A 12954-nucleotide genomic window follows, 5' to 3' on the forward strand; every position below is an offset into this window, starting at 1 on the left:
GGGAACTGATACCAGCTCCGGTTCGAGGAGTCCACGGGGGCGGGCGACACGGGGCGGCCCCCGTGGGGGTACGGCGCGCCGTGCGGGCATGCCGCGGCGTGACGGTTCGGGGCCGGGGCGCGGGCTGGGGCGCGGGCAGGGCTCAGGCCAGGGACCTGGGACGGTTGACCCGGCCTCCCATCGAAACCTGTTCTAGTTATAGTGGCCGGACGGCGGCGATTGGGGAGCCCATGACGCAGGTGTACGACCACGGCGGCGGCGTCCGGTCCCTTCAGGTCCCCATCCCGGACAACCCCCTGGGCCACACGCTGGTGTACGTCGTCGACACCGATCGCGGGCCCGTGCTCGTCGACACCGGCTGGGACGACCCGGCCTCCTGGGACACCCTGTGCGCGGGTCTCACCGCGTGCGGTACGTCGGTCGGGGAGATCGTGGGCGTGGTGATCACCCACCACCACCCGGACCACCACGGCCTGTCGGGCAGGGTGCGGGAGGCGTCCGGCGCCTGGCTGGCCATGCACGCGGCGGACGCCTCGGTCGTCCGGCGCACGCGGGAGACGCGACCGGAGAGCTGGTTCACGTACATGGCGGCCAAGTTGACGGCGGCTGGCGCGCCCGAGGAGCACGTGGCCCCGCTGCGCGCGCCGCGCGGCCACCGCACCCTGCCCGGCCTCTCCCCCGCGCTCCCCGACCGCGAGATCGTCCCCGGTGAACTCCTCGACCTGCCCGGCCGCCGCCTGCGCGCGATCTGGACGCCCGGCCACACGCCCGGCCATGTCTGCCTGCACCTGGAGGAGGACCATCCCGCCGAACTGCCGGGCCGGGGGCGGCTGTTCTCCGGCGACCACCTCCTCCCCGAGATCAGCCCGCACATCGGCCTGTACGAGGACCCCGACGACACGACGGTGACCGACCCGCTCGGCGACTACCTCGACTCCCTCGAACGCGTCGCCCGGCTGGGCCCGGCCGAGGTCCTCCCGGCCCACCAGTACCCGTTCACCGACGCCCCGGCCCGCGTACGGGAGCTGCTCGCACACCACGAGTCCCGCCTCACCGGCCTGCGCTCCCTCCTCACCACCCCACTCACCCCGTGGCAGCTGGCCGAACGCATGGAGTGGAACCGCCCCTGGGCCCACATCCCCCACAGCTCCAGGACCATCGCCGTCGCCGAGGCGGAGGCCCACCTGCGCCGCCTGGTGAAACTGGGCCGAGCGGAGGCGGTACCGGGGAGCGACCCGGTGACGTACGTGGCGGTGTGAGACGGGGCAGTGACGCGCCCCGCCTCAGCGGGCACCGACCGCGCGGATCAACTCCTCCGCCAGATCGAGGAGTCGCACCTCTCGCGCACTCATCGTCGGGTTCCTCGACCGACGGGTGATCGCCTCCGCAAGACCGTCCTCCGTCAGACCGCCCTCCGGGAGGCCGTCGTCCGTCAGACCCGAGGCGGGTTCGGGCGGGCGGTGGGAGAGGAGTCCGGTGAGCACGGCGTGCGCCAGCGGTGCGCGGGGATCGGCCGGGTCGGCCGCGACCTGGGCGAGGATGACCGCCGACATGCCCCAGTCGAGGCCGGGCGGGCCCTCCTCGGCGTTGGCCCAGTCGATGACGCGGGGGCCGTCCGGGGTGAGGAGGACGTTCTCGGGGTGCAGGTCGAGGTGGAGGACGCGGGCCGTCGAGTCGCTGGAGCGGCGGGGCGGGAGCGTGTGCAGCGCGCACAGGAGGCGGGCCAGCTCGGCACCGGCCTCGCGCGGCGGGAGGGCACCCGCGGCGATGGCCTCCAGCATGGTCGGGCCCGAAAGGCGTTCGAGGACCAGGTCGGTGCGGGTGGCCGTGCGGACGCGTGGCACCGGGTAGCCGTGAGCGCGGACGTGTTCCATGACCTCGGCCTCGGCCCGCGCGTCACCCCAGCCGTCCCGGTACCGGCGCAGCGCCCAGGCCCCGGGACCGCCGATGCCGTGGACGCCGGTGCCATGGACGCCGGGCGCGCGGCCCTCGGCGACGCAGCCCTCGGCCACGTCGTCCGTCAGCTCGTACACGTCCGCCGTGCGCCCCGCGCCCAGCAGTCTCCCCGTCCGCATGCCGCCGAACCTACCCTCCCGGTGCGGGTGGCCCTCGGTGTGGTGTGTACCGGCAGGTAGAGTGGCCGGGTCGTCACGCCCGTACAGGGGGAAGCCGGTGCAAATCCGGCACTGACCCGCAACCGTGAGCCGAAGCCGTCCGTGCGATCGGCGAGTCGGACTGCCCTGTGCGGAACTGTGACCGGCTCGCGTCACCGGCGTCCGCCGGTGCACGGCACCCGTCGAGGAATACGGAGCCGAGCCGCCCGGCGTCGCGCCGTGGCGCCCGGCTCCCGTCAGGGAGAGGCACCGCCGATCATGAATGTCCGCCGCAGCGCCGCGGTCGTCGCCGTACTGGCCGCCACAGCCGGGGCCGGCACCGGACTCGCACCGGCCGCCCTCGCCGACGACACCGCGCCCGCCGCACCGTCCGCGTCGCCGTCGCAGGCGATATCCACCGGTCTGTACGGGTCGACGGACCCCAAGTACGACGGCGTCTGGCGGCAGTCGCTCGCGCTGGTCGCGCTGGACGCCGTGGGCGAGAAGCCCGGCGCCGGGGCCGTCGACTGGCTGCTCGGGCAGCAGTGCGCGAACGGGGCGTTCGCCGCGTACCGCGCCGACGCCAACGCGAAGTGCGACGCCAAGGCGGCCGTCGACACCAACAGCACGGCCGCCGCGGTGCAGGCACTCGCCGCCGTCGGCGGGCACGACGCGCAGGCCGAGCGGGCCGTCGGCTGGCTGAAGGACAACCAGAACGACGACGGCGGCTGGGGCTTCACCGCGGGCGGGCCCAGCGACGCGAACTCCACGTCCGTCGTCATCGGCGCGCTGGCCGCCGTGGGCGAGGCGCCCGGCGGGCAGAAGAAGGCCGGCCGCTCCCCCTTCGACGCCCTGCGCGCCCTCGCCCTCCCGTGCGCCGCCGGCACCGAGGGCAGCGGGGCCTTCGCCTACCAGCCCGACAAGAAGGGCGGGCTGGCCGCCAACGCCGACGCCACGGCCGCCGCCGTGGTCGGCAGCCTCGGTGAAGGGTTCGTCGTCGACGCCGGGGAGTCCGGGAAGACCGGCGGGTCCGGGGCGTCCGGGGCCGCCGCCGCGTGCGCCGACGGCACCTCGCCCGAGGACGCGGCCCACAACGGTGCCGTGTACCTCGCCGGGGCCCTCACCTCCGACGGCTACCTGAAGTCCGCCCTCGCGGGCGCCGAGGACCAGCCCGACGTCGGAAACACCGCCGACGCGGTCGTGGCGCTGGCCGCCGCCGGGGACACGGAGGCCACCGCGAAGCCGCTCGCCTGGCTGGAGAAGCACCACGGCCCCTGGGCCGCGAAGTCCGGCCCCGCCGCGTACGCGCAGCTGATCCTCGCCGCGCACGCCGCCGGCACCGACCCGCGCGACTTCGGCGGCACGGACCTGGTGGCCCGGCTGGCGGGGACCGGCCCGGCGCAGGTCGTGGCCGACCGGTCGGGCGTGCCGGGCGACGGCGCCGCCGACGGGGACGGGGACGACGGCGGCATCGCGACCGGAGTCGTCCTGGGCGCCGGACTCGGACTCGCCGCGCTCGCCGCGGCGGCCCTGACGCACCTCACCCGGAAGCGGCGACGGGCATGACCCGCACCGGCGGGCGCGTCACGGCCGCGTCGGCGGCGACCCTGCTCCTGCTCTGCGCGCTGCTGGGGCTGGGCGGAGCGGCCCATGCCGCCGCCTACCGGTACTGGTCCTTCTGGGACCGGGAGGCGGACGGCTCCGGCTGGGCGTACGCGACGCAGGGGCCGTCGACGGCACGGCCCTCGGACGGGGACGTCCAGGGCTTCCGGTTCGCCGTCAGCGAGGACTCCGACGACGCCGCCGAGCCGCGCGGCACCGCCCGCTTCGACACCATCTGCGCGGGTACGGACGCCCGTGACGGACAGAAGCGGATCGCGCTCGTCCTCGACTTCGGCACCGCCGCGGACGCCCCGGCGGGTGAGACGCCCCCGCCGGCGCGCACCGCCTGTGCGCGCGTGCCGTCGGACGCGACCACCGCCGACGCGCTGGCCGCCGTGGCGAAGCCGCTCCGGTACGACACGAACGCGCTGCTCTGCGCGATCGCCGGGTACCCCCGGAAGGGGTGCGGGGAGGTGGTCGCCGATGACGGCCCCGACGCGTCCGCCGGCAGCTCCGGCACGTCCGGCAGCACGTCCGGCACCGCCGGGACCTCCGGCGCGTCCGACGACCCGGCCGCGTCGGAGAACGCCCGCGCGTCCGACGGGAAGGGCCCGTCCGTCGGCGTGTTCGTCGGCGTCGGCGCCGTCGCGGTGCTCGGCGCGGCGGCGGTGTGGCAGGCCGGGCGACGCCGCCGTGGCTAGGCGGGGACCGTCGGCCCGCGGCGCGGGGGACACCCACCGGCCGCGGGCCACGCACCCCGCCCACCCGGCCCACTCCCCGCGGCGCGGGCACCGGAGCCACCACCTGCACCCCCTCGCCTGGTGGCTGTGGGCCCTCGGGCTCGGTACCGCCGCGTCGCGCACCACCAACCCCCTCCTCCTGGCCCTCCTCATAGCCGTGGCGGGGTACGTCGTGGCGACGCACCGCACGGACGCCCCGTGGGCCCGCTCGTACACCGCGTTCGTGAAGCTCGGCCTGGCGGTGCTGGTCGTCCGGCTGGCCTTCGCCGTGGTGCTGGGCTCGCCGATCCCCGGCACGCACACCCTTCTCGTGCTGCCCGAGGTCCCGCTGCCCGACTGGGCGCAGGGCATCCGCCTGGGCGGCAGGGTGACGGCGGAGGGCGTGCTGTTCGCGCTGTACGACGGGCTGCGGCTGGCCGCGCTCCTGATCTGCGTGGGTGCCGCGAACGCCCTCGCGAACCCGGCCCGGCTGCTGAAGTCGCTGCCGGGCGCGCTGTACGAGGCGGGCGTGGCGGTGGTGGTGGCGATGACGTTCGCCCCGCATCTGGTGGCGGACGTGCAGCGGTTGCGGGCCGCCCGGCGGCTGCGCGGGCGGCCGGACCGGGGCCTGCGCGGTCTGGCACAGGTCGGACTGCCGGTGCTGGAGGGCGCGTTGGAACGGTCGGTGGCGCTGGCCGCCGCGATGGACTCACGCGGCTACGGCCGTACCGCCGAGGTCCCGGCCCGTGTCCGCCGCACGACGGCCGCCCTGACCCTCGGCGGACTGCTGGGCGTCTGCGCGGGCACGTACGGCGTCCTGACCGCGGCCGGCGGCACGTACGGTCTGCCCGTCCTGCTCACCGGCCTGGCCGCCGCGCTCGCGGGCCTGCGCCTGGGCGGGCGCCGCTCGCCCCGCACCCGCTACCGGCCGGACCCGTGGGGCGTACGGGCGTCGCTGGTGGCGGCGTCGGGCGCCGCCGTCGCCGTGCTCCTGGTCCTCTGCGAGGCGTACGACGCCGCCGCCCTGCACCCCGGCGTCGTGCCCCTGACCACCCCGGACCTCCCGCTGTGGCCGGCCGCGGCACTCCTGGTGGGCCTGCTGCCGTCGTTCGCGGTGCCCGGTCCACCGCCCCCGGCGGCCTCCGCGCCCGCCACCACCGCAGCCCCCACGCGCACACCCACCCCCACCCCCGCCACCAGGGTCGCCGCCCCCACGGTCCTCTCGCCCAGCAAGGAAGACGCATGATCCGCTTCGAGGACGTGTCCGTCACGTACGACGGCGCGGCCGAACCCACCGTCCGGGGCATCGACTTCGAGATCCCGGAGGGCGAACTCGTCCTGCTGGTGGGGCCGTCGGGCGTCGGCAAGTCGACCGTGCTGGGTGCGGTGAACGGGCTCGTACCGCACTTCACCGGGGGCACCCTGCGCGGCCGGGTCACGGTGGCGGGCCGGGACACCCGTACGCACAAGCCGCGCGAACTCGCCGACGTCGTGGGCGTGGTGGGGCAGGATCCGCTCGCCCACTTCGTCACGGACACGGTCGAGGACGAACTCGCCTACGGCATGGAGTCGTTGGGCCTGCCGCCGGACGTGATGCGACGGCGGGTGGAGGAGACGCTGGACCTCCTCGGGCTCGCCGCCCTGCGCGACCGGCCCATCGCGACGCTCTCCGGGGGCCAGCAGCAGCGGGTCGCCATCGGTTCGGTGCTGACCCCGCACCCCGGCGTCCTGGTCCTGGACGAGCCGACCTCCGCGCTGGACCCGGCGGCGGCGGAAGAGGTCCTGGCGGTGCTCCAGCGTCTGGTGCACGACCTCGGCACGACGGTCCTGATGGCGGAGCACCGCCTCGAACGCGTCGTCCAGTACGCCGACCAGATCGTCCTCCTCCCCGCGCCGGGCGCGCGCCCCGTCGTGGGCACCCCCGCCGAGGTGATGGCCGTCTCCCCGGTGCACCCCCCGGTGGTGGCCCTGGGCCGCCTCGCCGACTGGACGCCCCTCCCCCTGACGGTGCGGGACGCCCGCCGCAGAGCGGAGCCCCTACGAGCCCGCCTGGCCTCCCTCACGCCCCACACCCCTCCCGGCGCTCCCGGCACCCCGCCCCACACCGCCCCCGTCCAGGGGCACCCGGATCCCGCGCCCAGCCCGTCCACGTCCACGTCCACGTCGCCGTCGCCCACGGCCGCCTTCCCCCGCCTCCGCCGTCTGCTCTCCCGCACACCGGCCCCGGACCCGATCGGCCCACCCGAGCGCTCGACAGCCCCCACCGCCCCCTCGACCCTCCCGGCAGCCACCCCGGTCGCCGAGGTCGCCCCGCTCGCCGAGGTCGCCTCGCTGGCGGTGCGGCGCGGCAGCGTCCCCGCCCTGCGCAACGTGGACCTCTCCGTCGTCCCCGGTGAGACCGTCGCCCTCATGGGCCGCAACGGCGCCGGCAAGTCCACCCTCCTGTCGGCGCTGGTCGGCCTGGTGGCCCCGACGGCCGGTTCCGTGCTCGTCGGCGGAGCGCGACCGCACCGGACGGCGCCGAGGGACCTCGTACGCCGGGTCGGACTCGTACCGCAGGAGCCCCGGGACCTGCTGTACGCGGACACCGTCGCCGCCGAGTGCGCGGCGGCGGACCGGGACGCGCACGCGGAACCGGGCACGTGCCGCCGACTGGTGGACGCACTGCTGCCCGGGGTGACGGACGCCACGCACCCCCGTGATCTGTCGGAGGGCCAGCGGCTGGCGCTCGCCCTCGCGGTCGTGCTGACGGCCCGGCCCCCGCTGCTGCTCCTGGACGAGCCGACCCGGGGTCTCGACTACGCGGCCAAGGCCCGCCTGGTCTCGACCCTGCGCGGGCTCGCCGCCGGGGGCCATGCCATCGTGCTGGCCACGCACGACGTGGAGCTGGCGGCGGAGGTGGCCGACCGCGTGCTGATCCTCGCCGACGGGGAGGTGGTCGCCGACGGACCGACCGCCGAGGTGGTGGTCGGCTCCCCGGCCTTCGCCCCGCAGGTCACGAAGATCCTGGCCCCGCAGCAGTGGCTGACCACGGCCCAGGTGCGCCACGCCCTGGCCGCCCTGCGCGCAGCCGAGCGGGAGCGGCCGTGACGAACACCAGGCACTCGACCCAGCCGCCCCACCCGACCGACCCGACCCAGCCGACCCATCCGACCGAACCGACCCACCCGACCGCCCCCGGCACCAACCCCCACCTCCACCTCCACCGCCACCCCACCCCTCGCCCTCACCCGGGCCCCCGTCCCGTCCCCCTCTCTCCCCGTTCCCTCCTCGCTCTCGCGCTCGTCAGCCTCATCGGTGTCGCCGCCTTCGCCTGGCCGTTCTTCGCATCCCCCGGGTCGCAGGTCAGCGCGCACGCGCAGGACGCCCCCTGGCTGTTCGCCGGGCTGCTCGTGCTGCTCGTCGGTGTCGTCGCGGCGGCGATCTCCGAGGCGGGGATGGGCGCGAAGGCGGTGGCGATGCTCGGGGTGCTCGCGGCGACCGGCGCCGCGCTGCGCCCGATCGGGGCGGGGACGGCGGGGCTGGAGCCCATGTTCTTCCTGATGGTGCTCAGCGGGCGCGTCCTCGGCCCGGGTTTCGGCTTCACGCTGGGCGCGGTGACGATGTTCTCGTCGGCGCTGCTGACCGGCGGCGTCGGGCCGTGGCTGCCGTTCCAGATGCTGTCGATGGGCTGGTTCGCGATGGGCGCCGGGCTGCTGCCGGGCGCCCGGCGGCTGCGGGGCCGCGCCGAACTCCTGCTGCTGTCGGCGTACGGCTTCGTCGCGGCCTTCGTCTACGGCACGGTCATGAACCTCTACGGCTGGCCCTTCATCGACGCGCTCGCCTCGAACATCGCCTTCCAGGCGGACGCCTCCCCCGCCGCCAACCTCGCCCGGTTCGTCGCCTACTGCCTGGCCACCTCCCTCGGCTGGGACCTGGGCCGGGCCGTCGTCACCGTCGTCCTGACCCTCACGCTCGGCGCCCCCGTGCTGCGGGCGCTGCGGCGGGCCACGCGCCGGGCGGCCTTCGAGACCCCGGTCACCTTCGACCCGCCCATGCCCTGAACGCGCCGTCGACGCCCGTACACGGACCGTTGTGTGCGCGGTGAACCACCCCACAGGGCGCAGGTCACATACGAAGCGGGGCCGTAGCCCGAAAGGCATGGCATGCCCACGTCGCAAGGGCCTCTGACCTGCGGATTGAGAGCCACATCACAGAGCGGGCCCCGCGCTCACCTACGGCCACAACTAGCAAAAGGGGTGTTTGCGGACAGCTCTCCCCGGCTGCTTGTGTGGACGAGTCGCACGGCGCCGGCCACCCCCACGGGCTCGGCGCCGACGTACGCCCCCACCGCAGCGCACGCGGTGACGGCATGCCCGCGACGTCCGCGCCCCCGAAGAAAAGGTTCCCCGTGACTCGCACCCTTCTCCGCCGCATCGCCTCCCCGAAGAAGGCTCTCGCCGGCACCGCCGTCGTCGCCGCCACCGCCGGTGCGCTGTTCGCCGCCGCGCCCGCGCAGGCCGCGCCCTCGCAGGCCGCGAAGGCCCAGGCGACCGCGAAGAAGATGATCGCGAACCCCGCTCAGTACAGCTGCTTCTCCAAGATCGTCGACCACGAGAGCGACTGGAACGTCAACGCGACGAACGCGTCCTCCGGTGCCTACGGCCTGGTCCAGGCGCTCCCCGGTTCGAAGATGGCCTCCGCCGGTTCCGACTGGAAGACCAACGCCGCCACGCAGATCAAGTGGGGCCTGGACTACATGAAGGACCGCTACGGCAGCCCGTGTGGCGCGTGGAACTTCTGGCAGGCCAACAACTGGTACTGAGGCACCGGCAGTAACGCGCCACGCGCGAGCAGCCGGATCGCAGCCGAAGGCGGCGGCCCCCCGATCCCCGGGGGCCGCCGCCTTCGCCCAGGGACGACGCGGCCATCCGCCAGGCCACCAGGAAGGTCGAAATCGTCGCACGGAAGCTGCCCAGTTGAGACACCGCTGCGGTTGCGTGGATTCCGCGGCACCCTGAGCAACCCTCACCACCTACATTCCGCTCCACGAGACCGACCGCCTCCGAGGAAGGCTGCGGAACACCTCGCGACCTCCCTGGAGTCCGGGCGCTGAGCACGCCCCGCCCGACCGCCGCCGCGCCTACGGATACGGGTACGGCAGGCCCTCCGCGAGACGGTGTCCCAGCGCCGGGCAGATGCAGTCACCCCGCGCGGGTTCCTTCCCGCCGGCCCGCACGAACGCCTCCCAGTCGTACCGGTCACCGCGGTAGAGGACGGGCCGGTGCAGGACGTCCAGGCCCACGACCACCAGCGGTCCCCGGTACGCGCCGTCCGCCCGCGCGCGGGGCCGGTACGCCGGGCGCCCCACCGTGCCGCTCACGCGGACCGCTCCTGTCCGCCGCCCCGGCACTCGAACCAGACGGTCTTGCCGTCGCTCCACCTGCCGACGCCCCACGTGTCCGCCACGGCGTCGAGCAGCACGAGACCCCGGCCGCCGTCCGCGTACGGCGACGTGTCGGTGCGCAGGACGGGGAGCCGGGCGGACCCGTCCGTCACCTCCACCCGGACGCCGCCCGGCGAGCGCAGCAACAGCAGGGTGCAGCGGCGGTCCGGGACGTGCCGCACGACGTTGGCGAGCAGCTCCGTGACCCCGAGTTCCACCGCGTCGGTCAGTTCCGGCATCTCCCACTCGTCGAGGTAGGAGCGGACGATGCGGCGGATGTGATGCGCGGAGTGCTCACCGACGGTGAAGCACATCCGGTGCTGGGCGGGAGGAGCGCCCAGCACGATGGGGGGAATGTGTCCGTTCACACCACAAGGGTGACCTGGCGCAACTACTGTCGGCGACAGAACGGGCACAACCCGTTCAACAGTGAGTTCAAGCTTCAACGAGGGGACAGCGCCATGACCCAGATCAACACCCTCGACCCCGGTGCCTCACCGCTCGACTACTACGGCTACGAGTTGCGTCGCTGCCGGGAGGCCGCGGGCCTGACACAGCGGCAGTTGGGCGACATCCTGGGCTACACCTCGTCGCTGGTGGGGCAGATCGAGACGGCGAGGAAGGTGCCGACGCCGGAGTTCAGCGAGCGGGCGGATGTGGCGTTGGATACGGGAGGCTTGCTGTCCCGCCTCGTCACACTGGTGATGCGCAGTCAGCTTCCGGCCTACTTCCAACACGTGGCGGAGCTTGAAGCACGGGCCTCCGAGATCTGCTCATTCCAGATTCACATGGTTCTCGGCCTACTTCAGACCAAGGCATACGCGAAGGCCGTGCTCGGCAGCCTCGACGCCACCAACGTGGATGACCGCGTCGCCGCACGGCTGGCACGGCAGCGCATCTTCGAGAAGGAAGAGCCACCTGTCTACTGGGCGATCCTCAGCGAGGCCGCGCTGTACCAGGAGATCGGCGGGGCGGACGTCATGCGAGGTCAACTGCTGAAACTGTTGGCCTTGGAGGTCAACCCACGGATCAACGTCCAAGTGCTGCCCTTCAAGGCTGGAGCGCACACAGCGCTCCAAGGCTCATTCGACCTCTATCGCTTCGAGCAGGACCCGGCCATCGTTTACACCGAGGGCTATGGCAGCGGACATCCGACCGCGAACCGAGCCACCGTCAAGAAGTGCTCGCTCCGATACGATCATCTCCGAGCCGCCGCTCTCTCCCTCAAAGAATCGGCGGAGCTGATCCGGCATGTGATGGAGGAACGCTATGGAGAGCAACGTGGTGCCGACAGCGACCCAATGGCGTAAGTCCAGCTACAGCGGCGACGAAGGCGGCCAGTGCTTGGAGTGCACCCTCCTCGGCCCCCTCACCTGGCGCAAGTCGTCGTACAGCAGCGACCAGGGCGGTGATTGTGTAGAGATCGCCACACTCCCCGCCTCCTCCCCCGCCCCCACCCTCCTCCTCCGCGATTCCAAGAACCCGGCGGGCCCCCATCTCTCCCTGGGCCCCGCCGCGTTCGTCACCTTCGTCGGCTGGGCCGCTACAACCGCTGGATGATCGTCCCGGTGGCGAGTCCGCCCCCGGCGCACATCGTCACCAGGGCGAACTCCTTGTCCGTGCGCTCCAGTTCGTGCAGCGCCGTTGTGATGAGCCGTGCTCCCGTCGCGCCCACCGGGTGACCCAGCGCGATCGCGCCGCCGTTCACGTTGACCTTCCCCAGGTCCTGCTCGAAGACCCGCGCCCAGCTCAACACCACGGACGCGAACGCCTCGTTGATCTCGACGAGGTCGATGTCGCGGAGCGACATCCCGGCCTTGCCCAGCACCGCCCTCGTCGCGTCGATCGGGCCGTCGAGGTGGAAGTGCGGGTCGGAGCCCACGAGGGCCTGGGCGACGATCCGGGCCCTCGGCCGTAGCTTCAGCGCCCGCGCCATCCGCTTCGACGCCCACATGATCGCCGCCGCGCCGTCGCTGATCTGCGAGGAGTTGCCGGCGGTGTGCACGGCGGTCGGCATGATCGGTTTCAGGCGGGCCAGCGCCTCCGCGGAGGTGTCCCGGAGGCCCTCGTCGCGGTCCACGAGGCGCCACATGCCCTGCCCGGCGGCCTGCTCCTCCTCGGTCGTGGGAACCTGAACCGCGAACGTCTCCTTCTTGAAGCGTTCCTCGGCCCACGCGACGGCGGCCCGCTCCTGCGAGAGCAGGCCGAGCGCGTCGACGTCCTCCCGTGTCAGGTCCCGGTGGCGGGCGATCCGTTCGGCCGCCTCGAACTGGTTGGGGAGGTCGACGTTCCACTCGTCGGGGAACGGCTTGCCGGGGCCGTGCTTGGAGCCCGACCCGAGCGGCACACGGGACATCGCCTCGACACCGCAGCTGATACCGACGTCGACGACCCCGGCCGCGACCATGTTGGCCACCATGTGCGACGCCTGCTGCGAGGAGCCGCACTGGCAGTCGACGGTCGTCGCGGCCGTCTCGTACGGCAGGCCCATGGTCAGCCAGGCCGTGCGCGCGGGGTTCATGGACTGCTCGCCGGCGTGGGTGACCGTGCCGCCGACGATCTGCTCGACGCAGTCGGCGGGAATGCCGGTACGGCCGAGGAGTTCACGGTAGGTCTCGCCCAGCAGGTAGGCGGGGTGCAGGTTGGCGAGCGCGCCACCGCGCCTGCCGATGGGGGTGCGTACGGCTTCGACGATCACGGGTTCCGCGGCCATGGGGATCCTCTCAACGGTTACCCGCGCGGCGCGGGGCGTCCCGGCCCGGCCCGCCACGCAGAACTAGTACGCGTTCTAGTTCTCCTGACAGCGTGCCGACGTGACACACATCGCCGCAAGGGTCGTGCACGGCGCGCACGCGATCCGCGGGCGGATTCCACCGCACGCGGGCGCACCACGCGCCCCGGAAGGCGTGGTCATCCCCGCGCTCACGGCGCGCCACTGGGCCACAGGGGTGACCCCGCTGAGGTAACCGCTCCTCACTCCCACTCCCTTCGTACGGATGAAGCGCCCGGTGTCGCGTGGCGGACCCCCGGTGGCACTGCTGCGATGAGGACGCGCCACCCGCACAGTCCGCCAGCCCGTCCGACGGGCTGCTGTGCCGTGCGCGCGGAAGGAGAC

The 12954-nt window shown here is 73.9% G+C and carries 13 protein-coding genes and 1 riboswitch; of the genes, 9 read left to right on the top strand and 4 right to left on the bottom strand.

Going from position 1 to position 12954, the window contains the following annotated elements; all coding sequences use genetic code 11:
• Positions 1–230: 230 nt before the first annotated feature.
• The gene (locus tag GSY65_RS10485; RefSeq protein ID WP_159767074.1) at positions 231–1259 is read left to right on the top strand and encodes an MBL fold metallo-hydrolase; all 1029 of its coding nucleotides are present in this window, start codon (positions 231–233) and stop codon (positions 1257–1259) included.
• Between the two features lie 24 nt (positions 1260–1283).
• On the opposite strand, the gene GSY65_RS10490 is transcribed toward GSY65_RS10485, so the two are convergent.
• The gene (locus GSY65_RS10490) at positions 1284–2075 is read right to left on the bottom strand and encodes a phosphotransferase (RefSeq protein ID WP_159767075.1); all 792 of its coding nucleotides are present in this window, start codon (positions 2073–2075) and stop codon (positions 1284–1286) included.
• Between the two features lie 87 nt (positions 2076–2162).
• Positions 2163–2241, top strand: a riboswitch (cobalamin riboswitch).
• Between the two features lie 131 nt (positions 2242–2372).
• Here GSY65_RS10490 and GSY65_RS10495 point away from each other — a divergent pair.
• The 6 genes from GSY65_RS10495 (at position 2373) to GSY65_RS10520 (ending at position 9218) form a co-directional block, all read left to right on the top strand.
• The gene (locus GSY65_RS10495; RefSeq protein WP_159767076.1) at positions 2373–3659 is read left to right on the top strand and encodes a prenyltransferase/squalene oxidase repeat-containing protein; all 1287 of its coding nucleotides are present in this window, start codon (positions 2373–2375) and stop codon (positions 3657–3659) included.
• Positions 3656–4396 (top strand): SCO2322 family protein, encoded by a 741-nt coding sequence (locus GSY65_RS10500; protein ID WP_159767077.1) that lies wholly within the window; start codon positions 3656–3658, stop codon positions 4394–4396. Before GSY65_RS10495 ends, GSY65_RS10500 begins: the two co-directional genes overlap by 4 nt.
• A complete protein-coding gene (locus tag GSY65_RS10505; protein WP_328707488.1) occupies positions 4389–5660 on the top strand; it encodes an energy-coupling factor transporter transmembrane component T in 1272 nt (423 codons plus the stop codon). Before GSY65_RS10500 ends, GSY65_RS10505 begins: the two co-directional genes overlap by 8 nt.
• Positions 5657–7504 (top strand): ABC transporter ATP-binding protein, encoded by a 1848-nt coding sequence (locus GSY65_RS10510; protein WP_159767078.1) that lies wholly within the window; start codon positions 5657–5659, stop codon positions 7502–7504. The genes GSY65_RS10505 and GSY65_RS10510 overlap by 4 nt, the downstream gene beginning before the upstream one ends.
• Positions 7501–8457, top strand: a complete 957-nt coding sequence (locus GSY65_RS10515; RefSeq protein WP_201452506.1) for an ECF transporter S component — start codon at positions 7501–7503, stop codon at positions 8455–8457. Before GSY65_RS10510 ends, GSY65_RS10515 begins: the two co-directional genes overlap by 4 nt.
• 308 nt (positions 8458–8765) lie before the next feature.
• Positions 8766–9218: a transglycosylase SLT domain-containing protein gene (locus GSY65_RS10520; protein WP_159775788.1), complete on the top strand. Its 453-nt coding sequence runs from the start codon at positions 8766–8768 to the stop codon at positions 9216–9218.
• A 318-nt stretch (positions 9219–9536) separates the two neighbouring features.
• Here the strand turns inward: GSY65_RS10520 and GSY65_RS10525 are convergent, their stop codons facing one another.
• On the bottom strand, positions 9537–9776 hold the full coding sequence (locus GSY65_RS10525; protein WP_159767079.1) for a hypothetical protein: 240 nt from the start codon (positions 9774–9776) through the stop codon (positions 9537–9539).
• The gene (locus GSY65_RS10530) at positions 9773–10207 is read right to left on the bottom strand and encodes an ATP-binding protein (protein ID WP_443043203.1); all 435 of its coding nucleotides are present in this window, start codon (positions 10205–10207) and stop codon (positions 9773–9775) included. Before GSY65_RS10530 ends, GSY65_RS10525 begins: the two co-directional genes overlap by 4 nt.
• Positions 10208–10300: 93 nt before the next feature.
• Between GSY65_RS10530 and GSY65_RS10535 the strand changes: the two genes are divergently transcribed.
• Both GSY65_RS10535 and GSY65_RS10540 read left to right on the top strand, forming a co-directional pair.
• Complete coding sequence (locus GSY65_RS10535) at positions 10301–11149, top strand: helix-turn-helix domain-containing protein (protein ID WP_159767080.1); 849 nt, start codon at positions 10301–10303, stop codon at positions 11147–11149.
• Positions 11109–11399, top strand: a complete 291-nt coding sequence (locus tag GSY65_RS10540; protein ID WP_159767081.1) for a DUF397 domain-containing protein — start codon at positions 11109–11111, stop codon at positions 11397–11399. The genes GSY65_RS10535 and GSY65_RS10540 overlap by 41 nt, the downstream gene beginning before the upstream one ends.
• Here the strand turns inward: GSY65_RS10540 and GSY65_RS10545 are convergent.
• Positions 11383–12552 (bottom strand): steroid 3-ketoacyl-CoA thiolase, encoded by a 1170-nt coding sequence (locus GSY65_RS10545; RefSeq protein ID WP_159767082.1) that lies wholly within the window; start codon positions 12550–12552, stop codon positions 11383–11385. The two genes, GSY65_RS10540 and GSY65_RS10545, sit on opposite strands and share 17 nt — an antisense overlap.
• Positions 12553–12954: the final 402 nt, after the last annotated feature.

The organism is Streptomyces sp. HM190, from assembly GCF_009857135.1.
GTDB lineage: Bacteria > Actinomycetota > Actinomycetes > Streptomycetales > Streptomycetaceae > Streptomyces > Streptomyces heilongjiangensis.

Bases quoted from the DNA above. Each gene is read 5' to 3' on its own strand.
- GSY65_RS10485 (WP_159767074.1), top strand. From the start codon at position 231: ATGACGCAGGTGTACGACCACGGCGGCGGCGTCCGGTCCCTTCAGGTC.
- GSY65_RS10490 (WP_159767075.1), bottom strand. From the start codon at position 2,075: ATGCGGACGGGGAGACTGCTGGGCGCGGGGCGCACGGCGGACGTGTAC.
- GSY65_RS10495 (WP_159767076.1), top strand. From the start codon at position 2,373: ATGAATGTCCGCCGCAGCGCCGCGGTCGTCGCCGTACTGGCCGCCACA.
- GSY65_RS10500 (WP_159767077.1), top strand. From the start codon at position 3,656: ATGACCCGCACCGGCGGGCGCGTCACGGCCGCGTCGGCGGCGACCCTG.
- GSY65_RS10510 (WP_159767078.1), top strand. From the start codon at position 5,657: ATGATCCGCTTCGAGGACGTGTCCGTCACGTACGACGGCGCGGCCGAA.
- GSY65_RS10520 (WP_159775788.1), top strand. From the start codon at position 8,766: ATGCCCGCGACGTCCGCGCCCCCGAAGAAAAGGTTCCCCGTGACTCGC.
- GSY65_RS10535 (WP_159767080.1), top strand. From the start codon at position 10,301: ATGACCCAGATCAACACCCTCGACCCCGGTGCCTCACCGCTCGACTAC.
- GSY65_RS10540 (WP_159767081.1), top strand. From the start codon at position 11,109: ATGGAGAGCAACGTGGTGCCGACAGCGACCCAATGGCGTAAGTCCAGC.
- GSY65_RS10545 (WP_159767082.1), bottom strand. From the start codon at position 12,552: ATGGCCGCGGAACCCGTGATCGTCGAAGCCGTACGCACCCCCATCGGC.